The organism is Flavobacterium acetivorans, assembly GCF_020911885.1.
GTDB lineage: Bacteria > Bacteroidota > Bacteroidia > Flavobacteriales > Flavobacteriaceae > Flavobacterium > Flavobacterium acetivorans.
The window spans coordinates 660,238-684,791 of record NZ_CP087132.1; the positions used below are offsets into that span (position 1 = coordinate 660,238).

Genomic DNA, 24,554 nt, shown 5'->3' on the forward strand with positions numbered 1-24,554 from the left:
CCTAAACAAAACGAAAGGGCTAAACTTTAAAATCCTATAATGTTAAGCAGACAGCACAAACTTCTCATCATGAAAATTGTCAGTTTGTTCTCTGTCGTTAGAGGGTACAACATTCCAGTTATTATTCTTGCTCAATATCTTTCGGCCATATTTATTCTTGCCCCCGAAAAAAGAGCACTTGCCGTATTATTAGATTTTCACTTGTTCCTGCTGGTTTTTGCCTCGGCCATAACAATTGCTTCCGGCTATATTATCAATAATTTTTACGACAGCAAAAAAGATTTGATCAACCGCCCTAATAAATCCATGCTGGATCGATTGGTCAGCCAGAAAACGAAATTAAACGTTTATTTTACGCTAAATTTCATTGCGGCTTTGATGGCTTTGGTCGTTTCTTGGCGTGCTTTTTTATTCTTTTCGGTTTATATTTTCTTAATCTGGTTCTATTCTCATAAAATAAAAAAAATCCCTGTTGTAGGAAATCTAATGGCGGCTTTACTGGCTGTAATTCCTTTTTTCGCCATATTACTGCATTATTATTTCAAACTTACATTTGAAGAAATCGAAAACTACAAGGATCATCTTGCGGTAATTTTTGCACACGCCAACTTCCTATTTCTGCTACTGCTTATACGTGAAATGATTAAAGATTTAGAAAACATAAAAGGAGATTTGGCGAATGGCTACCAAACCATCCCGATTATTCTGGGCGAATTGGTTGCTAAAAAAATCATAACCGCTTTAACGTTTTTGACCATAATCCCAGTCTATGTTCTGATTGAAATCTATGACGTGGGCTATATGGACATTTATTTTTATTCTTGCCTGATTGTCCTTATTTTCTTCCTCTTATACTTATGGAAATCCGACCGTAAAGGAGAATATTTACTACTTCACAACATCTTAAAGTTTCTTATTGTTGCTGGAGTTTTTTCAATTGTTCTTATCGATCCGTCTGTATTATGGAATGGCAAAAAGATACTTTTAATCATTTAGCTTTAAAAAAAACAGCTACAAAAGACTTCCTAAAATATTAATATCTTTACAAAAAAATTCTTGATTACAGCCGCCGATATATTTGCCATTTCGAACCAGAAGCAATTTGAAAAAATAGCCTTAAAAGTATTTCGTTACCAATATGAAAACAATTTAGTCTATCAGGAATTCTGCAATTACCTAAAAGTAGATGTGCAAAAGGTAAAATCATTGGTTCAAATCCCATTTTTACCTATACAATTTTTCAAAAGCCATGCTGTGGTTTCCAATACTGACGCCATCGAAGAAACCTTCACCAGCAGTGGAACAACCGGAATGATTACCAGCAAACATCTGGTAACTGATGCTTCTATCTATGAGGAAAGTTATCGAAAAGCATTTTCTCAATTTTATGGAAACATTGAAGATTATGTTGTTTTGGCCTTGCTTCCATCCTATTTGGAACGCGAGGGTTCGTCACTGATTTACATGGTCGAAGATTTGATTCAATTATCCAATCAGCCCGAGAGCGGTTTTTATTTGCATAACCACGACGAACTGATCAAAAAACTACTCGAATTAGACCAAGCCGGACAAAATGTAATTCTTATTGGTGTTACTTATGCCTTATTGGATTTAATCGAAAAACACCCTTTTCAACTGCAACATACCATCATCATGGAAACTGGCGGAATGAAAGGCAAGCGCAAAGAAATGATTCGCGAAGAACTGCACCAGCAACTTTGTGAAGGTTTTGGCGTTTCGGCCATTCATTCAGAATATGGTATGACCGAATTGCTTTCGCAAGCCTATTCTCTTGGCGAAGGCATATTTGAATGCCCTTCCTGGATGCAAATCCTCGTTCGCGATACCGAAGATGCTTTGACTTACATAAAAGACGGAAAAACCGGCGGCATCAACGTAATTGATTTGGCCAATATCAATTCCTGTTCCTTTATTGCCACGCAGGATTTGGGCAAAAAAAATCCCAACAACTCTTTCGAGGTATTGGGACGTTTTGATAATTCGGATATTAGAGGTTGTAATTTAATGGTTATTTAAAAGTTGATTCGTTATTTGTTAATTCAGTAAATCGGTTCAACAATTAAACGGTTCAACAGTTAAACTATTCTAACCACAAAATAATTTTTCTTTCCGCTTTGTAACAACACAAACTGATTGTTGATTAAATCATTAGCTGAAAGCACAAAATCTTCTTTCACTTTTTCTCTGTTTACCGAAATCGAATTGGCAGTCAAAGCACGTCTGGCTTCCCCATTCGATTTGAAAAATCCTGTTTTTTCATTCAAAACAGCCACAATATCAATTCCGGCTTCCATTTCATTTCTTGCAATTTCAGCTTGAGGGACACCATCAAAAACATCTAAGAAAGTGGCTTCATCCAATTCTTTCAAATCATCTGAAGTAGAATTTCCGAACAAAATATTCGATGCTTTAATCGCATTTTCTAAATCTTCTGCCGAATGCACCATTACCGTAATTTCCTCGGCCAAACGTTTTTGTAATAAACGCAAATGCGGCGTTTCTCTATGTTTCTCTGTTAAAATCTCAATTTCTTCTTTTGATAAAAAGGTAAAAATCTTAATGTATTTCTCGGCATCAACATCCGATGTATTCAACCAATATTGGTAAAACTTATATGGAGAAGTCCTTGTAGCATCCAACCAAATATTTCCGCCTTCGGATTTTCCAAACTTGGTTCCATCTGCTTTGGTGATTAGCGGACAAGTCAACGCATAGGCTTTCCCACTAGCGATTCTGCGCACTAATTCGGTTCCTGTGGTAATATTTCCCCATTGATCGCTTCCGCCCATTTGTAACGTACAGTTTTTCTCTCTGTACAAATGCAAAAAATCATATCCTTGAACCAGTTGGTAGGTAAACTCTGTGAATGACATTCCTTCGGCAGCTTCAGAAGACAAACGTTTCTTTACCGAATCTTTGGCCATCATATAATTCACGGTAATGTGTTTACCCACATCACGAATAAAATCCAGAAAAGAAAAATTCTTCATCCAGTCGTAATTGTTCACTAATTCGGCAGCATTTGGCGCATCGGAAGTGAAATCTAAAAAACGAGCTAATTGTCCTTTGATAGCGTCTTGGTTGTGACGCAAAGTCGCTTCGTCCAATAAATTTCTTTCATTTGATTTTCCTGATGGATCACCAATCATTCCTGTAGCACCGCCCACTAAGGCCAATGGTTTGTGTCCAGATAACTGAAAATGTTTCAATAACATCACTCCAACTAAATGTCCTATATGCAATGAATCGGCAGTTGGGTCAATTCCCACATACGCCACACGCATTTGTTCCATCAAATGTTCTTCTGTGCCTGGCATAACATCGTGGAGCATTCCTCTCCAAGTCACTTCTTCAATAAAATTCTTCATCTTTTAATCAATTTACTTTCGTCAGTTCAGCCATTAAGGCTTCGTGTGCGCAAAGATAAAATTTATTGTGGATTCGGTTATTTGTTTATTAGCTTATTCGAAAAAAAATATTCGTATTTTCGTAGCATGATTTTAGTTACAGGAGGAACAGGTTTAGTCGGTGCGCATTTATTACTTCATTTAATTGAAAATGGAGAGAAAGTACGCGCTATTTATCGCAATACAGCAAGTGTCGAAAAGACTAAAAAACTATTTGATTTATACCAAAAAATCGATTTATTTAAAGCTATCGGATGGATTCAGGCAGATATTACGGATATCCCCGCCTTAGAACACGCTTTTGAGGGAATTGATCAAGTGTATCATTGCGCCGCCCTGATTTCATTTGACCCAAAAGACGAGGAATTAATTCGAAAAATTAACATTGAAGGAACCGCAAACATCGTTAATTTTTGCCTTACCTACGATATTAAAAAATTGTGCTACATCAGTTCGATAGCGGCATTGGGTGATCTAGCAGCGCATGAAACGATTATCACCGAAGAAACCGAATGGAATCCGGAAAAACCACACAGTGATTATGCCATTTCTAAATATGGCGCCGAAATGGAAATTTGGCGTGGACAACAAGAAGGATTAAAAATATTAATTGTAAATCCGGGCGTTATCCTTGGTCCTGGTTTTCAGGAACAGGGAAGCGGCTTACTTTTCAAGAAAGTTGCCCAAGGCCTGTCCTTTTACACGCTTGGAACTACCGGATTTATCGCTGTGCGTGATGTAGTGAGCATTAGCCATCAATTGATGATAAGCGCTATTTGCAACGAAAGATTCACCTTGATTGCCGAAAACTTGATTTTTAGAGATGTTCTAAACAGCATTGCTACCGCTTTGAAAGTAAAAAAACCGACACTTCACGCGAGGCCTTTTTTGATGGAAATGGTTTGGCGACTGGATTGGATTTCAGCCACTTTTTTTATGCAAAAAAGACAATTTACAAAAGCCACAGCAAAAGCTTCCTATTCTAAAAATGACTATTCAAACAATAAAATTAAAGACCTCCTGAATATTGAATTTACTCCTATTGATTCATACATCGAAGAAATTACAAGACTCAAAACCTAACAATCTCTTACTGCAAAGCCTCTTTTTTTAGCAAAGCTTGTTTTACCAAATTTTGCTTCTTAAACTGCGTTCGTTTAGGATTCACAGTATCTTTTTTAGCCAAAGAATCTTTAGCGATTTTGGCCTTTTTAAGCTTTGTTTTTTTCTTGTTTTCTAATTTCACCAAAGAATCTGCAACAGCTTTTTCTTGGTCGATGCGTTTTAGAATTTCATCAGACATGGCTTTATACTCGACATAATCAGCAGCATAATACCTATTATTTTGAGCAAATTGAGCGCTGTCAATTTTATATTTTTTAAAGATAAATTCGGCAGGATTTGTTTTATACTTCTCTACCGAAGTTGGATTTTGATATCTTATAGCTTCCAAAAGCGATAAATCATACATAATATCCACCATAACGCCTCTTTCGATAAGTTTTTCCGGTTTTTCTACTACTTTCTCTTTACAGCTACTCAATACTATGAGAAGCACAAAAATTGATATCGCTTTTTTCATATTTTGCTTTTATCGATCAAACAACAATCGTTTTCCTGCCTTAATTTCTTTTACCTTAAATGCCGTGTAAACTAATTGTCCGTTTACAAAAGTATGGGTAATTCTGGATTTAAAGGTAAAACCTTCAAATGGAGACCAACCGCATTTGGCCAAGATATTTTCTTTCTTCACACTCCAAGGCAAGCCCGGATTGACGATAACTAAATCGGCATAATAACCTTCTTTGACAAAACCACGTTTTTCTATTTTGAAAATTTTAGCCGGATTGTGACACATTTTCTCCACAATTTTTTCGATGCTGATTTTCCCTTGATGAAAAGCTTCAAACATAGCCACAACAGCATGCTGTACTAGCGGCCCGCCTGAAGGCGCTTTAAGATAAGGCTGCTTTTTCTCTTCCAAAGTATGAGGCGCATGATCTGTGGCAACCACATCGATTCTGCCATCATTCAAAGCTTCCCAAAGCACTTTTCTATCATTGGCCGTTTTTACAGCAGGATTCCATTTAATTAAATTCCCTTTGGTAGCATAATCTTCATTGGTAAACCACAAATGATGTACACAAACTTCGGCTGTAATTTTCTTTTCTTCCAATGGAATTTTGTTGGTAAACAAATCCATTTCTTTGGCGGTAGACAGATGAAAAATATGCAAACGCGCTCCTGTTTTCTTGGCTAGCGCAACCGCTTTTGAAGATGAAATATAACAAGCCTCTTCGCTACGGATAAGGTGATGCACCGTTACCGGAACGTCTTCTCCATATTCCGCCTTATATTTTTCCGTATTATTCCTAATGGTAGCCTCATCTTCACAATGTACCGCGATTAACATCGGCGTACTCGAAAATATTTTTTCTAAAGTAGCTTCATTATCCACCAACATATTTCCGGTTGAAGAACCTAGAAATATTTTTATTCCCGCTACATTTTTAGGATTTGTTTTTAGAACTTCCTCTAAATTATCATTGGTAGCTCCCATCATAAACGAATAATTCGCATAAGATTTTTCGGCAGCCAATTGGTATTTTTCTTCCAGAATTTCCTGAGTAACCGCATTAGGAACCGTATTGGGTTGTTCTATAAAAGAGGTAATCCCACCAGCCACAGCCGCTCTGGACTCTGACTCAATATCTCCTTTGTAAGTAAGACCCGGCTCTCTAAAATGCACCTGATCGTCAATGGCTCCCGGAATCAGGTAATTCCCTTCGGCATCAATGATTTTACAATCCGATGATTTCGCACTAATGCTTTCTGAAATCTCAACAATTAAGTCATTCTCAATTAATACATCGCCTTCAAAAATCGCCCCTTCATTTACTATTTTGGCATTCTTAATTAAAACCCTATTCATTGTTTTCTATATTATAAACTATTAACTAACTTTTTCAATCTCAAAGAAATCACCCCAAAAACGGCTTCAACAATAATTGAATTGCTCATTTTGGATTGTCCTTTGGTTCTATCGGTAAAAATAATGGGAACTTCCACAATTCTAAATTTCTTACAATAGGTTCGGTATTTCATTTCAATTTGAAAAGCATAACCCACAAATCGTATTTTATTCAAATTGATTTCTTCCAAAACCTGCCTTTTATAACAAACAAAACCTGCCGTGGCATCATGAATTTTCATTCCTGTAATAAAACGAACATAAACTGACGCAAAATAAGACAGCAACACTCGGCTTAAAGGCCAGTTGACCACATTTACACCAGTTACATATCGCGATCCGATGGCCAAATCAGCATCACCAAAATGGCAGGCATCATACAGTTTTTGTAAATCATTAGGGTTATGGGAAAAATCGGCATCCATTTCAAAAATAAAATCGTATTTTTTCTCCAATGCCCATTTAAAACCATGAACATAAGCGGTTCCTAAACCGGACTTTTTCTCTCGTTTTTCCAAAAATAACCTTCCGCTAAATTCCGATTGTAACAACTGAACCTTATCTGCGGTATGATCCGGAGAATTATCGTCAATGATAAGCACATGAAAGAGTTTGTGTTGCGAAAGCACTGATCTGATAATGCTTTCGATATTTTCAATTTCGTTATAGGTAGGAATTATAACAATACAATCGTTCATATTTCTAAAAAATTTCACCGCAAAAGTAACCTTTTTATAGCATTTGATTCATAATAAAATTATAATAAAAGATTGATACAAAAAATTAGTAATTTTGCCCCGCTATGATTGAACATGTACTTCATCCCAGAATAACCGAAAACAAAGACTGGATCACGCTTTTGTTCGTGCTGTCGTTTGCCATAATTGCCATAACCAAATCTGTTTATGAAAATCGATTTGGCGATTTTATAAATCTATTGTTTTCCGATAAATATTCGAAAATATACCGAGACAGCAGCCACCTCAAAAGCGGTTTCACCATTTCGTTATTTTTAGTTCAGGTCATTTCTTTTGCCTTTTTTATTCAATTCTCGTTGAGTCTTTTTGGTTACGCTTCCAAAACAGATTGGATACTTTACATACAGATCATAACCTTCTTAATTTTCTTTATCCTATCTAAATATCTGATTGAAAAAATAATTGCTACCGCATTCAATATCGAGGAATTTGTTGAACAATTTAACTTACAAAAAGTCACTTATCGGACTTATATAGGGCTTTTTATACTCCCAATCAATGTTATTCTATTCTACTACGACAGCATATCAAAAAATATTCCGTTAATTATTATTTTGATGATATTGATTTTCAATATATTAGCGTATTTGATCTCAATAAAAAACTATCAAAAACTAATATTCAGTAAGTTGTTTTATTTTATTTTATATCTTTGCACTCTCGAAATAGCACCTTATTTTTTTATGTATTATTGGTACACAAAAGGGAGCACTTAGAAAAGTTAAAATATGAAAGTGAAAACAATTTTGGTGTCACAACCCGAGCCTAAAGTGGAAAATTCTCCTTACTTTGAGCTCCAACAAAAGCATAAAGTTAAAATTGATTTCAGACCTTTTATCCACATAGAAGGAGTTAATGCCAAAGAGATTAGACTTCAAAAAATCGATCTTAATCATTATACTGCAATTATTTTAACAAGCAGAAACGCGGTAGATCATTTTTTTAGAGTCGCTGATGAAATGCGATTCAAAATTCCCGAAGGATTAAAGTATTTTTGTCAATCAGAAGCAGTTGCTTTTTACCTGCAAAAATATGTAGTGTACAGAAAACGTAAAATTTACGTTGGCGCAAAAGATTTTGCCGATTTATCACCGTTGATCAAAAAATACAAAGACGAAAAATTCCTTTTACCCGCTTCAGATCAATTGAATGCAGATGCTCCGATTACTCTTAACGGATTAAAAGTGGACTGGACTCAGGCAATATTTTACAAAACAGTAATGAGTGATCTTTCTGACTTGGCCGACGTTTATTATGATATTTTAGCGTTTTTCAGCCCAACCGGAATAAAATCTTTGTTCAAAAATTTCCCAGATTTCAAACAAAATAATACCAGAATCGCTGTTTTTGGAAGTTCGACTCAAAAAGAAGCTTTAGATCACGGATTAAGAATTGATATCCTTGCTCCAACTCGAGAAACACCTTCAATGACAATGGCATTAGAAAAATACATCAATGAAGCCAATAAAGGGAAATAATCCTTAATTCTGTTTCAAATAAAATTAAAAAACCATCAGCAAAGCTGATGGTTTTTTTATACCTGAATTCATTAAAATCATAAATTCCATAAAAAACTGTTGATTTTTATTTAAATTTGGTTAAAATTTATAACTAAACTATTATTTTAAGTTTCAAAAATAAAGTCATGAAAATTAACTCTCTGGCAGTAGAAATTGACGGCATCGACAAAGAAATCTTACGCGACCTGATGGAGGATGCTCGAAAACCAATCCTGCAAATTGCTAATAAAATAGGAATCTCGGGAGCCGCTATTCATCAGCGATTGCGAAAACTAGAACAATCAGGCGTGATTTCGGGATCTAAATTTGTCGTAAACCATAAAATACTAGGATACAACACCATGGCTTTTGTAGGCGTCTATCTTGACAAAGCCGCCAGAAACCTAGAAGCAGTAAAAGAATTGAGGAAAATTCCTGAAGTCCTAGAATGCCATTATACTACCGGGAATTGGTCGATATTAATCAAAATTATCTGTAGAGACAATGAGCATTTAATGCAATTATTGAATACTAAAATCCAAGCAATAGAAGGCGTTTCCAGAACAGAAACCTTTATCTCCTTAGACCAACAAATTGACAGACAAATTCAGTTATAATTAGAAAATATAACAATTAGAAAATTAAAAAAGCCGACTCATTTACAAAATGAGACGGCTTCTATTTACAAAACAAGAATTATCTAATTAACTCATTGCCTAATTATCTTATTATTCTCTTCTGCTTCCTCCCATATATATGGAAACATAATACAATAAGGTAGCAATAGAACCTAAGGCAGCAACCACATAGGTTCTGGCAGCCCATTTCAAGGCGTCTTTAGCTCCTGCTTGTTCTTGTTGCGTAAGCATTCTTTTGTTCTCTAACCATGCTAATGCACGATGACTTGCATCATACTCTACCGGCAAAGTAATTACCGAAAACAAGGTTGTGGCAGCAAACAATATGATCCCAAACAACAATAATCCCGGAAATGTATTTAGCAATAAAATTCCTCCCAGTAAAATCCATTGCATATAACTAGAGGCCACATTGACAAAAGGAACCAACTTAGAACGCATCGTTAGCCACTCATAACCTACTGCATGCTGAACCGCATGACCACATTCGTGAGCAGCAACCGCAGCCGCCGCAGCATTGCGCTGATTGTACACCGCCTCACTCAGATTCACCGTTTTATCCATAGGATTGTAATGATCCGTTAAGCGTCCTGGCGTAGAAATCACTCGAACATCGCGAATTCCATTATCAGCCAGCATTTTCTCGGCAATTTCAGCACCTGACATTCCGTTTTGCAAATGTAATTTAGAATATTGCTCAAATTTACTTTTTAGCCTTGAACTAACTAACCAGCTAAAAAGCATAATTGCTCCTGCAAGAATTAAATAACCCATTCCCATATTTCTTAGTTTTTATAAAGTTACAAAGGAATCATCAAATTGTACACCAAATTTAAAAAATGCCAATTTGACATTAGTTAAATTAATGCCAATAAAAAATCCAAATCCCAACAGATGTCAGAATTTGGATTTTATTTTAAAAATATTCATAGTAAAGACGCACAGCAGTGCGCCTTTACTATCCTACCAAATTGATAATTTTCCCAGGAACAATAATCACTTTATTCGGTGTTCTGCCATCTAATTGTTTTTGTGTTCTTTCGTCTTTCATGATGATTTCCTCGATTTGCTCTTTGGTTAAATCCAAAGGCAATTCGATGGTGAAACGCATTTTTCCGTTGAACGAAACCGGATATTCCTTACTACTTTCTACCAAATGTGCTGGTTCAAAAACCGGGAAAGCCACCCCAGCAATTGAGCCTTCATGCCCTAATAATGACCATAATTCCTCGGCGATGTGTGGTGCATAAGGAGACATTACAACAGCCAATGGTTCTAAAATCGCTCTTGAATGACAGCCTTGAGCAGATAATTCATTCACACAAATCATAAATTGAGAAACCGAAGTATTGAAAGAAAAATTCTCAATATCTTCCGATACTTTCTTGATGGTTTTGTGCAATGATTTCAAGTTGTCTTTCGTTGGCACTTCATCGGTTACAATCATACCATTTTCGTCAAAATACAAACGACACAGTTTTTTCAAGAAACCAAATACTCCCGAAATACCCGCCGTGTTCCAAGGTTTTGCTTGCTCTAAAGGACCTAAGAACATTTCGTATAAACGTAATGTATCCGCCCCGTATTCATTACAAATATCATCTGGAGTTACTACATTGTATTTGGATTTCGACATTTTTTCGACTTCGCGGCCAACGATGTATTTGCCATTTTCCAATTCAAATTCGGCGTTTTTATATTCAGAAGAATAAATTGGATGTGATTTAAATTTCTCAATATTTAATTCATCTGAAGTATTAACCAAAGAAACATGAACATGTGTAGAATTTATTGGCAACATTAAATGTAATTTCCCATTATCTATATCAGATAAAACATCTGAAGAAATATATTTTCTCGCAATATTATTTATCTCCTCCTTATCGTTAGTTCGAAGCGTTTTCCAATACAAATCTTTTGAAATAAGGACCTTCTTTTTATCAATAATAACATCTCCCGTCTCTTGATTAATTACCGAGTAAAATATATAATACATAAAAGCACTCGTTCCCAAAATCATTCCCTGATTGATCAGTTTTTTGAAGGGTTCTTCTGTTGGCGCAAAACCTTTGTCTTTTAGGAATTTGTTCCAAAAACGAGAATACAATAAGTGACCGGTTGCGTGCTCACTTCCGCCAATGTATAAATCCACGCTTTCCCAGTAAGCCAAGGCTTCCTTGCTGGCAAATTCATTTTCATTGTGTGGATCCATATAGCGCATCCAGTAAAATGAACTTCCTGCCCAACCTGGCATGGTGTTCAATTCTAATGGAAAAATCGTTTTATTATCCACTAACTGTGTACTAACCACTGCGCACTGAACACTGTCCCAAGCCCAAACTAAGGCGTTTCCTAAAGGCGGCAAACCGTCTTCTGTTGGTAAATATTTCTCAACTTCCGGCAAGATGATAGGCAAATGTTTCGCATCAATCATTTGTGGCAAGCCATTTACATAATACACCGGAAAGGGTTCTCCCCAATATCTTTGGCGGGAGAAAACCGCATCACGCAGGCGATAATTAATTTTCCCGTAACCTTGGTTTAATTTTTCCAGTTCTTCAATGACTTTCTTGGTTGCTTCTTTATAATTCATGCCATTTAGGAAATCCGAATTGGCAATAACCACATTGTCTTTTGATCCGTAAGCCGCTTGAGAAATATCTGCATTGGCAAAAATATTTTTAATTTCGGGCATTCCGTTTTGCCCTTTGAAGAAATTCGCAAAAGCATAATCTCTTTCGTCTCCGCAAGGAACCGCCATCACAGCGCCTGTTCCATAACCTGCGAGAACATAATCGCCAATCCAAACCGGAATTGGCTCCTTAGTAAACGGATGTTCCGCATAAGCTCCGGTAAATACGCCCGAGATTGTTTTTACATCAGCCATACGCTCTCTTTCGGAACGTTTTGCCGTTTTTTCGATATAAGCTTCAACAGCCGCTTTTTGTTCCGGAGTTGTGATGTGAGCGACCAATTCGTGTTCTGGCGCCAAAGTCATGAAGGTCACACCAAAAATAGTATCAGGACGCGTTGTGAAAACTTCAACAAAAAGTTGTGAGTTGTGAGTTGTGAGTTGTGAATTACTCAGTTTGAACTTAACCATTGCGCCAACCGATTTTCCAATCCAGTTTCTTTGACTTTCCTTGATGCTTTCGCTCCAATCGATATCATTCAGACCTTGCAACAAGCGTTCTGCATAAGCCGAAATACGCATGCTCCATTGGGTCATTTTTTTTCGAATAACTGCATAACCCCCACGCTCCGAAACGCCATTAATGATTTCGTCATTGGCCAAAACCGTTCCTAATCCCGGACACCAATTTACTTCGGTTTCTGCTAAATAAGTCAAACGGTATTGCAAAAGGATTTTCTCTTGTTGTTCTTTTGCAAAAGCATTCCACTCAGCAGCTGAAAAAGGCTCAATATTATCATCGCAAACTGCATTCACATTTGCATTCCCTTCTTTTTCGAAAATAGCCGTCAAAGTCGAAATATCCTCGGCCTTATCGCTGTTTTTGTTGTACCAAGAATTGAATAATTGAATAAAAATCCATTGGGTATGTTTGTAATAATCCGGATTTGAAGTGCGCACTTCACGAGCCCAATCGAAGGAGAATCCGATTTTATCCAATTGCTTTCTGTATCCTGCAATTGCATTTCCTTCTTTATCAACGCCGCCATCGATATTTACACGAGTGGTATCTTCCGGACGTTGGCCGGTTTGAATTGCGTATTGCTCCGCTGGCAATCCAAAACTGTCATAACCCATTGGGTGCAATACATTAAAACCTTGGTGTCTTTTGTATCTTGAATACACATCCGAAGCAATGTAACCCAGCGGATGCCCTACATGCAGTCCCGCTCCCGATGGATAAGGAAACATATCCAAAACATAATGCTTTGGTTTGTCAGAATTATTTGATGCAGCAAAAGTTTGATTTTCTGCCCAATACTTTTGCCATTTGGCTTCTACTTCGTTCGGATTGTATTTCATTCTCTTTAAAATATGTTTTTTACGGAATCTGCTTGTGCTAAACTACAGCCTTCCATTAGGTTCAAAGTTGCAAAGTGACAAAGCCGTATCGGTTTTCCGACAATGAATTATCAAGCGGCAAATTTACGTTTATTGTACGAAAGTCAAAACTTTGAGCGTTATTAACTTTAAATAAAGAAATTCTTTATTATTTTTACCCCATAATTAAAATAAACTATGAGTTCTTCATTTGATAAGTTTCAAAAACGCAGGTTAATTTCCTCTTATTTTTCGGTAGTACTAAGTGTATTCTTGGTTTTATTTTTACTGGGCGTATTAGGTCTTTTCATTATAAATTCGAAAAAACTGGCTGACGATTTTAAAGAAAAAATTGCCATGACAGTCTTCTTCAAGAACGAGGCCAATGACACTATCCTAAAAGCTTTTGGAGGACAACTAAAAATTGCTCCTTATGCCAAGTCGAATGTGTATGTTTCCAAAGAAGCTGCCGCAAAACAGCATACGGATATCATTGGCGAAGATTTCATGACTTTTCTAGGCGAAAACCCTTTGCAAAACTCCTACGACATTCACTTAAAAGCCGATTATGTCGTGAAAGACAGTATCGTAAAAATTGAGAAACAACTTCGAACAAATCCGATGATTGCTGATATTGTGTACGACAAACAATTAGTAAATCTGGTAAATGACAATATCAAGAAAGTGAGTATGTGGATTTTAATCATCAGCGGATTCCTTACTTTCATAGCCGTTTTATTAATCAACAGCTCCTTGCGCTTATCAATTCATTCTAACCGATTCATCATTAAAACCATGCAAATGGTAGGTGCTACAAAAACATTCATTAGAAAACCTTTTGTAATGCGCAGCATCAAATTAGGAATGATAGGATCCGGTTTAGCCATCTTGGCATTGATTGGTTTATTGATTTATGTAGAAACCAGTTTCCCGGATCTAGGAATCCTTGACGACAAAATATTGATTCTTTTAGTTTTATTGGCCGTTTTTGGAATTGGGATTTTAATCACATGGTTGAGTACTCATTTTGCCACACAACGATTCTTAAACTTAAGAACGGACGATCTTTATTAGATTTAAGATTGAAGATTACCGATTTTAGATTTCAGAATTTTAAAAAAACAACATGAAAAACAACGAACACAAACACGAATTCCTTTTCGGAAAAATAAATTACAAAATTCTATTCATTGGGATTGGCGTAATTGCTTTAGGATTTATTCTAATGTCTGGAGGAGGAAGTGACGATCCTAATGTATACAGCGATGAAATCTTCAATTTCAGAAGAATCCGTTTGGCTCCCACTACTGTTCTAATTGGTTTTGGAATCACTATTTATGCCATTCTAAAGAATCCAAAAAAACAGTAAACAGTAAACAGTATTCAGCGTTCAGTTAGTAACTGACTGAAAACCGAAAACTTTCTCAAAAAATGAATACATTACAAGCGTTTCTAATTGCAATTATCGAAGGATTGACTGAATATCTTCCTGTTTCCTCAACTGGCCACATGGTATTTGTTAGCTCTTATTTTGGCATCCAAGAAGATGATTTTGTCAAACTTTTTCAGGTTTCCATTCAATTTGGAGCCATTTTGGCGGTAGTCGCTTTGTATTGGAAGAAGTTTTTCGACTTTTCTAAATTCAATTTTTATATTAAATTGGCCGCCGCGGTAATTCCGGCTTTGGTTCTGGGAAAATTATTTGACGATAAAATCGAAGCCGTTCTGGGCAATCCGGTTCCTATTGCCATTGTATTGATTCTAGGCGGAATCGTATTACTTTTTATTGACCGTCATTTTCAAAGTCCAACTGTTGACCGAGAAGAAGACATTACCATAAAAAAAGCAGTAACCATTGGATTTTGGCAATGCTTGGCTATGATGCCCGGAACAAGCAGATCAGCAGCTTCTATCATTGGCGGAATGCAACAAGGATTAACTCGCCATGCCGCAGCCGAATTCTCTTTTTTTCTAGCGGTTCCTACAATGCTGGCGGTAAGCTGTTATTCGGTTTTTTTAAAGACATACGAAACCTCTCAAATGAAAGGCTATGAACTCATCTTGAAATCCGATGAGAATATTAAAATGTTTCTAATTGGAAATGTAATTGCTTTTATCGTTGCAGTTTTAGCCATTAAATTTTTTATTGAAATTATAAAAAAATATGGCTTCAAACCTTGGGGCTGGTACCGAATCATTGTTGGTTCTTTTTTACTTATCTATTTCACATACCTAAAATAAATTCCCTTGCTAACTCCCGAAGACTATTTAAACGGACAAATTTTACTGATTGACAAGCCTTTAAAATGGAGTTCTTTTCAGGCAGTGAACAAAATAAAATATGCGCTGATCAACAAACTGGGACTTCCAAAGAAATTCAAGATTGGGCATGCCGGCACTTTAGATCCGCTAGCCTCTGGTTTATTGCTAATTTGTACGGGGAAATTCACCAAAAGAATCTCTGAACTTCAAGGACAAGCCAAAGAATATACCGGAACTTTCTTCATAGGAGCTACGACTCCTTCCTATGATTTAGAAACGGAAATTGATGCAACTTTCCCAACAGAACATATTAACGAAGCCTTAATTCACGAAACGGTGAAACAATTTTTGGGCGAAATCGATCAAAAACCACCTGTTTTTTCGGCTATTAAAAAAGACGGAATTCGTTTGTACGAGCATGCTCGCGCAGGAGTCGAGGTTGAAATAGCCAGCCGAAAAACCACTATCCATGAATTTGAAATTACCAGGATAGCACTTCCAGAAATAGATTTCAGAGTAGTTTGCAGCAAAGGAACCTACATTCGCTCTCTTGCTTATGATTTTGGTAAGGCGATGCAATCCGGTTCTCACCTGACTGCTTTACGCCGAACTAAAATTGGTGATTATGACGTGAAAAATGCCATAGAAGTTACACTTTTCGAAGAGAATTTAGCCCCCAAATAATCTTAAATCTCTAAAAAACAATAGCACTGTTGTTATTTTGACTAACAGTGCTATTGCTCATTTTAACTAAAATAAAAAACCAATCACTCTTCCTGATCGGCAACATTATCAAGATCAAGCATCATATCGATAATTTCTTCTTGAGTTGAAATCCCCTTATCATGTAGGTACCACAATTGTAAATCAGTTTTAGCCTTTTCATCAACAATACCATGTTCTTTTTTATAATTCTGTATTAAATCCGAAGCTCCTTTTGGTCTTGGTCCCCAATGAGCCAAAGCACCGCCAGTTGCTCTGTTGATGAGAATTAATTTAGGAATGGCTCGGCCTTTATTTGTCAAAAACAAATCCATCAATTCAAGATTCTCGTCTCTAAGAACGACTTTTAATTCAATTTTACCCTCAGATGCGACAGCCATTTTATTAAAAATCGGCAACAATTGCGCAGCATCACCACACCAGCCTTCTGAAATCACTAACCATAGGTAATCATTTTTCAAGGATTTCAGTTTCTGACTGGTTTCGTCTGATACCTTCAAGGTTTTTTCCAAACGATTCATTCGAGTCTCGTTCAAGTGACTATAATTTGTAAGTTCTTCAGACTGTTCGTTACCCGTCGATTTTTCTTCAAGCAACAAATCAGCAACTATTTTTCGGTATTCCGGATAGGAATAACTCTTAAACAAGGCTTTAGCAATAGAGGCTTTCATATTTTTTAATTATTTGTGTAAAGTTAGAACAAAATACTAATTTTAAACATGACAAAAGTCACTTTGACATAAACAAAAACTGTAATTTTATACCAAAGAAAAACAAAGATGAATCTGAAAACAAAATCGATTGGTTTAGCGCTTTCAGGCGGTGGAACAAAAGGTTTGGCACATGCAGGTGCCATTAAATTCTTAGAAGAAAAAAACATTCGCCCCTCACGAATTGCAGGAACAAGCGCCGGATCTATTGTGGGTGCCATGTATGCTTGGGGAAAATCACCCGAAGAAATTCTTGAATTTTTCAAATCCGTCTATCTTTTTCATTGGAAACACATCACTTTCAAAAAAGCAGGCTTAATTGATTCCTCCTCCTTTATAGAGTATTTTTATTCCATTTTTCAAGATGCCGTCATAGGCGATTTAAAAATTCCGACTCAAATCACCGCAACCGATATGATAAGGGGAAAATTGAAAATATTTGAAGCCGAAACCAAAATTATTGATGCCTTAATTTCTTCCTCGGCTTTTCCAGGAATCATATCTCCGTTTGAGATAAAAGGAAATCACTACAGCGATGGCGGAATTTTGAATCATTTTCCTACGGATATTTTACAGGGACGCTGCGAGACCATCATTGGTATTTATGTCAGTCCGATTCAAAAGATCGAAGCCAAAGACTTAAATTCGATAAGATCGGTTACTAATAGGGCATTCGACATTCTTTCGGAGAATTCAAACAGCCAAAAATTCAACATTTGCGACTGGATTATAGAGCCTAAAGAACTAAGCCGTTTTAGCACATTTGAAACCAACAAACTCAAGATGGATTCTATTTTCAACCTTGGTTATCAAGCGGCGAAAAATACCTATGAGAAACAAAATTTATAAATTTTGAACGACACTTTTTAAAAAAAAAGAATATACCTATATTTGCACCAAACAACTCAACATACACATGAAATATAAAAGAATTCTTCTAAAATTAAGCGGTGAAGCCTTGATGGGTGAAAAACAATATGGAATTGATCCTGTAAGACTAGCCGAATATGCCGAAGAAATTAAAAAGATTCACGACAAAGGCGTAGAAATCGCCATTGTTATAGGTGGTGGAAATATTTTTAGAGGAGTTGCGGGCGCAAGTAATGGAATGGACAGAGTGCAAGGTGATTACATGGGAATGCTTGCCACCGTTATCAATGGAATGGCTCTACAAGGCGCCTTAGAAGACAAAGGAATGCTAACCCGATTACAAACCGCATTGAAAATTGAAGCTATTGCTGAACCTTATATCAAAAGAAGAGCGGTGCGTCATCTTGAAAAAGGAAGAATCGTAATTTTTGGCGCCGGTACCGGAAATCCTTATTTTACAACAGATACAGCAGCTGTTCTACGTGGTGTTGAAATCAATGCCGATGTAATATTGAAAGGAACACGCGTTGATGGTGTTTATGATTCTGACCCTGAGAAAAATGCTTCTGCTTTAAAATTTGATTCCATTTCGTTTGAAGACGTCCTTAAAAAAGGATTAAATGTAATGGACACGACCGCTTTCACCTTGAGTCAGGAAAACAAATTACCAATTGTAATTTTTGATATGAACAAAGAAGGTAACCTTTTAAAAATTTGTGAAGGACAAAACGTAGGAACTGAAGTAAATATATAGTTAACAGTGTTCAGTTGTCAGTTTGCAGTTTGCACTGATAACTGAACAGTGATTACTAAACACTAAATAAAAAGACTATGACTGAAGAAATTGAATTTATATTAGATAGTACCAAAGAATCTATGTCAGGTTCTATTGCTCACTTAGAAAAAGAATTCTTAAATATTCGTGCCGGAAAAGCATCTCCTGCCATGTTAGGAAGCGTTTTTGTTGATTATTACGGCTCCTCTACGCCACTTTCTCAAGTAGCCAAAATCAGCGTTCCTGATGCAAGAACGATTACTTTGCAACCTTTCGAAAAAAACATGTTGCAAACCATCGAAAAAGCGATTATGATTGCCAATATTGGTTTTAACCCAATGAACAATGGTGATTTGATCATCATCAGCGTTCCGCCTTTGACAGAAGACAGAAGACGCGAATTAGCCAAACAAGCAAAAGTAGAAGCAGAAGACGCAAAAATAGGGATAAGAAATGCTCGTAAAGATGCTAACTCTGATATTAAAAAATTAGAAAAAGACGGAACTTCAGAAGATATCTGTAAAAGTGCCGAAGAAGAAGTCCAAAACTTAACCAATAGTTTTATCAAAAAAATTGACGAACTTCTTGCAGTAAAAGAAGCCGAAATTATGAAGGTTTAAGTTTTGATTAATAATATCAAAAATCCGTCTCGCTTAAATAAGCAGACGGATTTTTTTATTCTTATTTTTGCGGCAACAAAACGAAATTCGAATCGTTTTGTACTAAAACGGTATCTATGAAGCATTTTTGGCTGTTGCTCTTATTCTTTACGCTTTCACTACAGGCACAATTTCAAATCAATGGAATTGTCAAAGAAGCTGTAACCCATAAACCGCTACCTTTTGCTACAATTATTTCGAATGACGGATCCAATACCGTTACAGATGTGGACGGAAAATTTACCGTTTTTTCAAAAATAGCCATCTCAAATCTCCGAATTTCCTATCTTGGTTTTACAACCGTCAAGGTTGTTATGGAACAAAATAAAAATTATTATACCGTTTTACTTTTACCCAAAAGCAATGATTTAAACGAAGTTGTAATTCCGCGGGAAAATCCCGCTCTTGCCATAATAAAGAAGACAATTGAGAACAAAACCAACAACAACCCTCAAAAGAGACTAAAGAGTTTTGATTTCAAATCGTATAACAAACTCATCGTTACCGCTAATCCTGACTCCATTTCTGGGAAAATAGATTCTGTGTTTGTGGAAAAATCCATAGGAAAAGTATTCTCTAAAATAGATTCTTCGGCTTATAAGTTTAAGGAAATCATAAACAAGCAGCACTTATTTCAAACCGAAAAAGTATCTCAATATCAATACGCCGATCATAAATTGAAAGAAACTATTTTAGGGACAAAAATGGCCGGCTTTAAACAACCCATTTACGAAATCCTTGGTTTCAATTTACAATCCTTCTCCATTTACGATTCCAGTTACGAACTCTTTGAAACCAAATACAACAGCCCTCTCGCAAAAGACGCTTTTAAGGACTACAACTACAAATTATTGGATACCATTTCCATAGATGGAAGAAACTCTTATATGGTGTATTTCAAAAATAAAAAGAAAAGAAAAGCATCTGGCCTAGAAGGCGTTCTATACATCGATCAAAGCAGTTATGCCATTTCTAAAGCCATCATGCGGATAAAAGGGGTTCTTGACATCAGCGGAATTCATGACTTCCAGTACATTGCCGAAGAAAATATTTGGTTCCCAACACGCAAGACATTTAAAATCATTAAAGGAAAAAATGATGATGACATCAAAATCCTTGGCGGCACCATACAATTTGATGGCGACGTCGAAAAAGATTTCAAAGCCCGAAAAAAAACGGCTACTGATTATGCTTACCTTCTTTCTGAAACTAATAACTTCGACTTCCAGTACAATGTGCCTGTCGAAATTAAAAAAAGTAGCATTTCGATTGAAATTAAAGACGATGCCATTGACCAACCCGAAAGTTTTTGGAACACTTACAGAAAAGACAGCCTAGACATTCGAAGCCAAAAAACCTATTTGGCTTTGGATAGCATCGTTATCAAAAAGCGAATTGAAAGCAGAATCCGTTTTGGAAGAAAAGTAGTCAACGGCTATATTCCAATGGGCGCTATTGACTTAGATTTACGCAGAATATTTCGCTACAATAATTACGAAGGTTTCAGACTCGGGATTGGCGGGACCACAAATGAAAGATTCTCCAAAACATATAGAATTGATGGATATGCTGCTTATGGCACAAAAGACGGGGAATTCAAATACAATTTAGGCATAGCTGCCCGAGTAGGTAAATTTTCTAATTCATGGATTGGCGCTTCCTATACTGACGATGTTCGAGAGATTGCGAGCACCTTATATTCTATTGAAAAAAGACCCTTCAAACTCTATGATCCAAGACCCATAAACATCAGTACTTTTTACAATTATGTGAGCTGGAAAACCTTTTTAGAAACCAAAATCATTCCTAAAACCGAAAGCAAATGGGAACTTTCTCGCTCTGCTATCGAGCCTAAATTCAATTATACTTTTAATCATGACGGTACTTTATATACTAATTATGTAATAACAGCAGCGATGGTTTCATTGCAATGGAATCCTTTTAGCGATTACATGCAAACGCCAAACGGCAGAATTGAAGTAGACAAACGTTTCCCGAAATTCACTTTTCAATTTACCCAATCCTTGCCAAAAATAGCCGCCAATGATTTTGAATTCAGCAAAATTGACTTTAAAACTGAATTTGAAAAGAAATACTTGAACGGTCAAAAAACCAATTTACTTCTCGAAGCCGGATATGCCTTAGGCGATGTTCCACTGACCCATTTGTACAACACCTCGCCTAATAATATCACGAAAGAAACCATTATACAAAGAATCACTTTTGCAGGAAGAAACAGCTTTGAAACCATGTATTTCAATGAGTTTTTCTCCAGCGAATTTGTTTACTTCCAATTCAAACACGGCTTCAAGCGAGTTGCGCTTTTCTCAAAAGTAAAGCCATCCTTAGTCTTAGTCTCCAGAATGGCATGGGGAAATTTACAAAAACCGGAACAACATCTGGGCTTGGATTACAAAACCCTAAATAAAGGCTATTTTGAATCCGGAATTGAGCTCAATCAAATTTTGAACGGCTTAGGATTGACCGCCTTTTATCGCTATGGTCCAAACGGCCTACCCCAGTTTGAGGACAATATTGCCATCAAACTGAGTTTTGTTTTTAATTTAGGACTATAAACGTTTAATGGCTCGACACAAATTTCAAGCCTACGATTGAAGCAATTAGCGTGGTTAAAAAGAAAATCCTCCAAAAAGTGGCTGGCTCCTTAAATATAAAAATTCCTACTATCACTGTTCCCACAGCGCCAATACCAGTCCAAACCGCATAAGCCGTACCTATAGGCAATTCCTGTGTCGCTTTGTAAAGCAACACCATACTTATACTAAGACAAGCCAGAAAGCCTAGCATCCAATAAGTCGAGACCATACCACTTGTCTCTTTGGCTTTTCCCAAACAAGAAGCAAAACCTACTTCAAATAAACCTCCTAATATTAACAGAATCCAACTCATATTTATTGTTTCAAAATTAAAACCGAAGGAACACCACTCAACCAATCACTTCGAGAATCCACTAATGTTTTCCAACTTTCAAGGCTAATTAGCATTAAATCCTGTTCTGCCAAAAATTCTTTTTTGATAATTTTATCCTCTATTAAACCAATATTATTAGGATACCTTTGTTGTAAAGAATTTATGGCACTTTCCATAACAAAATTGGTGTTTACATGTCCATTCACATCCAAAATCATTATTTTAGAGTTATTGTTATAAATTAATTTTTGAGCATAATCAATCAGGAAGGAATCCTCAGAACTGAAAATTGGAATAAAAACTTGATTTACATTTTGCAGTTCTTTGTCAATCAAAATTCCTATAGGCATCTTTGTTTTAGAAATAATTTGCCTTGTTCTTTCATCAAATGGTGAATTTTCGAAAAGCCCTTCTTTACCCGTAAATTTATCAATCAATCGATCCGGATTAATTATCCTTGTGGTAAAACCAATTACTTTTCCTAGGATGGTTCCTTCAAAAATTGATTTCCCTAAACCTACCAAAAGCAAATCATAATCTCCTTGATTTGCAACATCGGCAATTTCTGTTTCGATATCCGTTGTTGCTTTAAATATGGTCGTAATTTCCTGATTTAAAACCTTTGATTCTTTCACAATAGGGATAAAACTGCTTTTTTCTTTGTCCTCTATATTATAAGGGTTCATCTCATCGCTCAATGATAAATGCATGGCCGTGATGGTCGATTGTTCTTTTTGTTTTTTCATCAAACTATGAGCCAATCGCAAAAGCGATTTCCCTTTTTCGTTGTTCCCAAACGAGATTAATATTCGATATTTATTCTGATTGGTGATTTCTTCAGCATCAGAACTTTCCTTAGTTTTAAAAACAAAATTAATTAAATCCAAAGCCGGACCTGTCATGAATGTAGTTACTAATGCCATAATCACCATCATCGTAAAAACCTCCGGAGTCAACACTTTGAGTTCTAATCCTATGTTCAAAACAATCAATTCCATTAATCCTCTGGTATTCATCAAAGCGCCTATGGTGAGACTGTCGCGCCAGTTTTGTCCAACAAATCTGGCTGCCAGCGCACTTCCTAAAAATTTACCTACAACAGCTACCAAAATGATGAAACCCGTCACTTTCCATAAATAAGGATCATTTATAAGTCCGATTTCTGTTTTTAAACCTGTAAAAACAAAAAACAAAGGCAACAGAAGAATAACCGAAACGTCCTCTACTTTTTCTATAAATATGGTTCTGAATTTAGGAACATCCGGCATAATAGCACCGGTCATAAAAGCGCCAAATAAGGCGTGAATTCCTATCACTTCTGTAGCATACGAAGAAAGGATAAGTATCAGAAAGAAAATAGCCACTACTGGTTTGACTATCGCATCTTTTGAACCGTATAAATCTCCAATTCGTTTCAGGAAGGGTTTTACTATAAAAAGCATAACTACAACGTAAATCATTGCCAAACCTATAATGTATAATGAACTTACAAAAGTTCCTGCTTTTACAATTGCAATTACAACAGCCAATAAACACCAAGCCGTGATATCATCAGCAGCGGCACAGGTGATAACAATAGCACCCAATCTGGTTTTATGAATGCCTCTTTCCTGAACAATTCGTGCTAGAACAGGAAAAGCGGTAATGCTCATGGCAATTCCCATAAACAAACTAAAGGAAAGAAATTTTACGCCTTCGGGAGCAAATCTATTATACACAAAATATGAAAGTCCAATTCCTAAAGCAAATGGAATAACAATACTGGCATGACTGATGACAACAGCGTCATTGGCTTTGTTTTTCAATACTTTCAAATCGAGTTCCATTCCTATGACAAACATAAAAAGTATCAATCCTATCTGACTTAAAAACTTCAGATTCCCTAAGGATTCTACCGGGAATAATGCCGCCGAAAAATCCGGAAAATACATCCCTAACAACGAAGGTCCAAGAACAATTCCTGCGATAATTTCGCCAATTACGGAAGGTTGCCCTATTTTCTTAAAAATCCAACCGCAAAAGCGAGCCACCAAAATAATGGTAATAATTTGCACCAAAAGAATAGCCAAAGGATCCTGAAAATTATGCAGCATTGATGTTATAAAGTCATCCCAAGAGGCCTTTCCAGATTCAGGAACCACAATGGTTTCGCGAGCTTCTAAATGTTTTCCTTTCTTTATTATCCAATAGATTAATGCGGTAAAACCACCCGTAACACCAAAATAAAATAATGCGTTTTTATAATTCTTCATACTTGTTTTTAAATAGAAATCGTCAACTTAAAAAAGCAAAGTTGAGAAAATCAAATATATAATTTA

23 protein-coding genes are annotated in these 24,554 nt (G+C 36.3%); 14 read left to right on the forward strand and 9 right to left on the reverse strand.

Features of this window, described 5'->3' with window-relative positions:
- Positions 1–39 precede the first annotated feature (39 nt).
- Together LNP19_RS02925 and LNP19_RS02930 are read left to right on the forward strand one after the other, a co-directional pair.
- Positions 40–996 carry a geranylgeranylglycerol-phosphate geranylgeranyltransferase gene (locus tag LNP19_RS02925; protein ID WP_230063322.1) on the forward strand — a complete coding sequence of 319 codons (957 nt, stop codon included), beginning with the start codon at positions 40–42 and terminating at the stop codon, positions 994–996.
- A 60-nt stretch (positions 997–1,056) separates the two neighbouring features.
- Positions 1,057–2,037 (forward strand): LuxE/PaaK family acyltransferase, encoded by a 981-nt coding sequence (locus LNP19_RS02930; protein WP_230063323.1) that lies wholly within the window; start codon positions 1,057–1,059, stop codon positions 2,035–2,037.
- A 59-nt stretch (positions 2,038–2,096) separates the two neighbouring features.
- Here LNP19_RS02930 and tyrS read toward each other — a convergent pair whose 3' ends face one another.
- A complete protein-coding gene (tyrS, locus tag LNP19_RS02935; protein WP_230063324.1) occupies positions 2,097–3,389 on the reverse strand; it encodes a tyrosine--tRNA ligase in 1,293 nt (430 codons plus the stop codon).
- 126 nt (positions 3,390–3,515) lie between these two features.
- Here tyrS and LNP19_RS02940 point away from each other — a divergent pair, with 126 nt between their 5' ends.
- Positions 3,516–4,511, forward strand: coding sequence for an NAD-dependent epimerase/dehydratase family protein (locus LNP19_RS02940; protein WP_230063325.1), 996 nt, complete (start codon positions 3,516–3,518; stop codon positions 4,509–4,511).
- Positions 4,512–4,518: 7 nt separating this feature from the next.
- Here LNP19_RS02940 and LNP19_RS02945 read toward each other — a convergent pair whose 3' ends face one another.
- The 3 genes from LNP19_RS02945 to LNP19_RS02955 are packed head-to-tail and all read right to left on the reverse strand — an operon-like array spanning position 4,519 to position 7,097.
- A complete protein-coding gene (locus LNP19_RS02945; protein WP_230063326.1) occupies positions 4,519–5,010 on the reverse strand; it encodes a DUF4296 domain-containing protein in 492 nt (163 codons plus the stop codon).
- A 9-nt stretch (positions 5,011–5,019) separates the two neighbouring features.
- Positions 5,020–6,360 (reverse strand): dihydroorotase, encoded by a 1,341-nt coding sequence (locus LNP19_RS02950; protein ID WP_230063327.1) that lies wholly within the window; start codon positions 6,358–6,360, stop codon positions 5,020–5,022.
- 11 nt (positions 6,361–6,371) lie between these two features.
- The gene (locus LNP19_RS02955; protein WP_230063328.1) at positions 6,372–7,097 is read right to left on the reverse strand and encodes a polyprenol monophosphomannose synthase; all 726 of its coding nucleotides are present in this window, start codon (positions 7,095–7,097) and stop codon (positions 6,372–6,374) included.
- A gap of 104 nt (positions 7,098–7,201) precedes the next feature.
- Here LNP19_RS02955 and LNP19_RS02960 point away from each other — a divergent pair, with 104 nt between their 5' ends.
- The 3 genes from LNP19_RS02960 (at position 7,202) to LNP19_RS02970 (ending at position 9,273) form a co-directional block, all read left to right on the forward strand.
- A complete protein-coding gene (locus LNP19_RS02960) occupies positions 7,202–7,873 on the forward strand; it encodes a DUF4271 domain-containing protein (RefSeq protein WP_230063329.1) in 672 nt (223 codons plus the stop codon).
- 12 nt (positions 7,874–7,885) lie between these two features.
- Complete coding sequence (locus tag LNP19_RS02965; RefSeq protein ID WP_230063330.1) at positions 7,886–8,635, forward strand: uroporphyrinogen-III synthase; 750 nt, start codon at positions 7,886–7,888, stop codon at positions 8,633–8,635.
- Positions 8,636–8,802: 167 nt separating this feature from the next.
- The gene (locus LNP19_RS02970) at positions 8,803–9,273 is read left to right on the forward strand and encodes an Lrp/AsnC family transcriptional regulator (protein ID WP_230063331.1); all 471 of its coding nucleotides are present in this window, start codon (positions 8,803–8,805) and stop codon (positions 9,271–9,273) included.
- Positions 9,274–9,384: 111 nt separating this feature from the next.
- On the opposite strand, the gene LNP19_RS02975 is transcribed toward LNP19_RS02970, so the two are convergent.
- Positions 9,385–10,074: a zinc metallopeptidase gene (locus LNP19_RS02975; RefSeq protein WP_230063332.1), complete on the reverse strand. Its 690-nt coding sequence runs from the start codon at positions 10,072–10,074 to the stop codon at positions 9,385–9,387.
- Positions 10,075–10,252: 178 nt separating this feature from the next.
- Positions 10,253–13,288, reverse strand: a complete 3,036-nt coding sequence (locus LNP19_RS02980; protein WP_230063333.1) for a leucine--tRNA ligase — start codon at positions 13,286–13,288, stop codon at positions 10,253–10,255.
- A 216-nt stretch (positions 13,289–13,504) separates the two neighbouring features.
- Between LNP19_RS02980 and LNP19_RS02985 the strand changes: the two genes are divergently transcribed.
- From LNP19_RS02985 to truB, 4 genes are all read left to right on the forward strand, one after another.
- On the forward strand, positions 13,505–14,380 hold the full coding sequence (locus LNP19_RS02985) for a cell division protein FtsX (RefSeq protein WP_230063334.1): 876 nt from the start codon (positions 13,505–13,507) through the stop codon (positions 14,378–14,380).
- 52 nt (positions 14,381–14,432) lie between these two features.
- Positions 14,433–14,675, forward strand: a complete 243-nt coding sequence (locus LNP19_RS02990) for a DUF3098 domain-containing protein (RefSeq protein ID WP_230063335.1) — start codon at positions 14,433–14,435, stop codon at positions 14,673–14,675.
- Positions 14,676–14,737: 62 nt separating this feature from the next.
- A complete protein-coding gene (locus tag LNP19_RS02995) occupies positions 14,738–15,547 on the forward strand; it encodes an undecaprenyl-diphosphate phosphatase (protein ID WP_230063336.1) in 810 nt (269 codons plus the stop codon).
- Between the two features lie 6 nt (positions 15,548–15,553).
- Positions 15,554–16,252, forward strand: coding sequence for a tRNA pseudouridine(55) synthase TruB (gene truB, locus LNP19_RS03000; protein ID WP_428979036.1), 699 nt, complete (start codon positions 15,554–15,556; stop codon positions 16,250–16,252).
- An 83-nt stretch (positions 16,253–16,335) separates the two neighbouring features.
- On the opposite strand, the gene LNP19_RS03005 is transcribed toward truB, so the two are convergent.
- A complete protein-coding gene (locus LNP19_RS03005) occupies positions 16,336–16,962 on the reverse strand; it encodes a thioredoxin family protein (protein ID WP_230063337.1) in 627 nt (208 codons plus the stop codon).
- A gap of 108 nt (positions 16,963–17,070) precedes the next feature.
- Between LNP19_RS03005 and LNP19_RS03010 the strand changes: the two genes are divergently transcribed.
- The 4 genes from LNP19_RS03010 to LNP19_RS03025 all read left to right on the forward strand — a co-directional run bounded on the left by LNP19_RS03010 (position 17,071) and on the right by LNP19_RS03025 (position 21,881).
- Positions 17,071–17,850, forward strand: coding sequence for a patatin-like phospholipase family protein (locus LNP19_RS03010; RefSeq protein WP_230063338.1), 780 nt, complete (start codon positions 17,071–17,073; stop codon positions 17,848–17,850).
- A 67-nt stretch (positions 17,851–17,917) separates the two neighbouring features.
- On the forward strand, positions 17,918–18,625 hold the full coding sequence (pyrH, locus tag LNP19_RS03015) for a UMP kinase (RefSeq protein WP_230063339.1): 708 nt from the start codon (positions 17,918–17,920) through the stop codon (positions 18,623–18,625).
- Between the two features lie 77 nt (positions 18,626–18,702).
- The gene (frr, locus tag LNP19_RS03020; RefSeq protein WP_230063340.1) at positions 18,703–19,266 is read left to right on the forward strand and encodes a ribosome recycling factor; all 564 of its coding nucleotides are present in this window, start codon (positions 18,703–18,705) and stop codon (positions 19,264–19,266) included.
- 116 nt (positions 19,267–19,382) lie between these two features.
- Positions 19,383–21,881 (forward strand): DUF5686 family protein, encoded by a 2,499-nt coding sequence (locus LNP19_RS03025; protein WP_230063341.1) that lies wholly within the window; start codon positions 19,383–19,385, stop codon positions 21,879–21,881.
- A gap of 4 nt (positions 21,882–21,885) precedes the next feature.
- Here LNP19_RS03025 and LNP19_RS03030 read toward each other — a convergent pair whose 3' ends face one another.
- Complete coding sequence (locus tag LNP19_RS03030) at positions 21,886–22,215, reverse strand: DMT family transporter (RefSeq protein ID WP_230063342.1); 330 nt, start codon at positions 22,213–22,215, stop codon at positions 21,886–21,888.
- 2 nt (positions 22,216–22,217) lie between these two features.
- Positions 22,218–24,488: a cation:proton antiporter gene (locus LNP19_RS03035; RefSeq protein WP_230063343.1), complete on the reverse strand. Its 2,271-nt coding sequence runs from the start codon at positions 24,486–24,488 to the stop codon at positions 22,218–22,220.
- Positions 24,489–24,554: the final 66 nt, after the last annotated feature.

Excerpts from the sequence above, each read along its gene's own strand:
- LNP19_RS02985 (WP_230063334.1), top strand. The coding sequence starts at position 13,505 with ATGAGTTCTTCATTTGATAAGTTTCAAAAACGCAGGTTAATTTCCTCT.
- pyrH (WP_230063339.1), top strand. The coding sequence starts at position 17,918 with ATGAAATATAAAAGAATTCTTCTAAAATTAAGCGGTGAAGCCTTGATG.
- LNP19_RS03030 (WP_230063342.1), bottom strand. The coding sequence starts at position 22,215 with ATGAGTTGGATTCTGTTAATATTAGGAGGTTTATTTGAAGTAGGTTTT.
- LNP19_RS02970 (WP_230063331.1), top strand. The coding sequence starts at position 8,803 with ATGAAAATTAACTCTCTGGCAGTAGAAATTGACGGCATCGACAAAGAA.
- tyrS (WP_230063324.1), bottom strand. The coding sequence starts at position 3,389 with ATGAAGAATTTTATTGAAGAAGTGACTTGGAGAGGAATGCTCCACGAT.
- LNP19_RS02940 (WP_230063325.1), top strand. The coding sequence starts at position 3,516 with ATGATTTTAGTTACAGGAGGAACAGGTTTAGTCGGTGCGCATTTATTA.
- LNP19_RS03010 (WP_230063338.1), top strand. The coding sequence starts at position 17,071 with ATGAATCTGAAAACAAAATCGATTGGTTTAGCGCTTTCAGGCGGTGGA.
- frr (WP_230063340.1), top strand. The coding sequence starts at position 18,703 with ATGACTGAAGAAATTGAATTTATATTAGATAGTACCAAAGAATCTATG.
- LNP19_RS02995 (WP_230063336.1), top strand. The coding sequence starts at position 14,738 with ATGAATACATTACAAGCGTTTCTAATTGCAATTATCGAAGGATTGACT.
- LNP19_RS02990 (WP_230063335.1), top strand. The coding sequence starts at position 14,433 with ATGAAAAACAACGAACACAAACACGAATTCCTTTTCGGAAAAATAAAT.
- LNP19_RS02925 (WP_230063322.1), top strand. The coding sequence starts at position 40 with ATGTTAAGCAGACAGCACAAACTTCTCATCATGAAAATTGTCAGTTTG.
- LNP19_RS02960 (WP_230063329.1), top strand. The coding sequence starts at position 7,202 with ATGATTGAACATGTACTTCATCCCAGAATAACCGAAAACAAAGACTGG.
- LNP19_RS02965 (WP_230063330.1), top strand. The coding sequence starts at position 7,886 with ATGAAAGTGAAAACAATTTTGGTGTCACAACCCGAGCCTAAAGTGGAA.
- LNP19_RS02955 (WP_230063328.1), bottom strand. The coding sequence starts at position 7,097 with ATGAACGATTGTATTGTTATAATTCCTACCTATAACGAAATTGAAAAT.
- LNP19_RS02950 (WP_230063327.1), bottom strand. The coding sequence starts at position 6,360 with ATGAATAGGGTTTTAATTAAGAATGCCAAAATAGTAAATGAAGGGGCG.
- LNP19_RS03025 (WP_230063341.1), top strand. The coding sequence starts at position 19,383 with ATGAAGCATTTTTGGCTGTTGCTCTTATTCTTTACGCTTTCACTACAG.
- LNP19_RS03005 (WP_230063337.1), bottom strand. The coding sequence starts at position 16,962 with ATGAAAGCCTCTATTGCTAAAGCCTTGTTTAAGAGTTATTCCTATCCG.
- LNP19_RS02980 (WP_230063333.1), bottom strand. The coding sequence starts at position 13,288 with ATGAAATACAATCCGAACGAAGTAGAAGCCAAATGGCAAAAGTATTGG.
- LNP19_RS02975 (WP_230063332.1), bottom strand. The coding sequence starts at position 10,074 with ATGGGAATGGGTTATTTAATTCTTGCAGGAGCAATTATGCTTTTTAGC.
- LNP19_RS02945 (WP_230063326.1), bottom strand. The coding sequence starts at position 5,010 with ATGAAAAAAGCGATATCAATTTTTGTGCTTCTCATAGTATTGAGTAGC.
- LNP19_RS03035 (WP_230063343.1), bottom strand. The coding sequence starts at position 24,488 with ATGAAGAATTATAAAAACGCATTATTTTATTTTGGTGTTACGGGTGGT.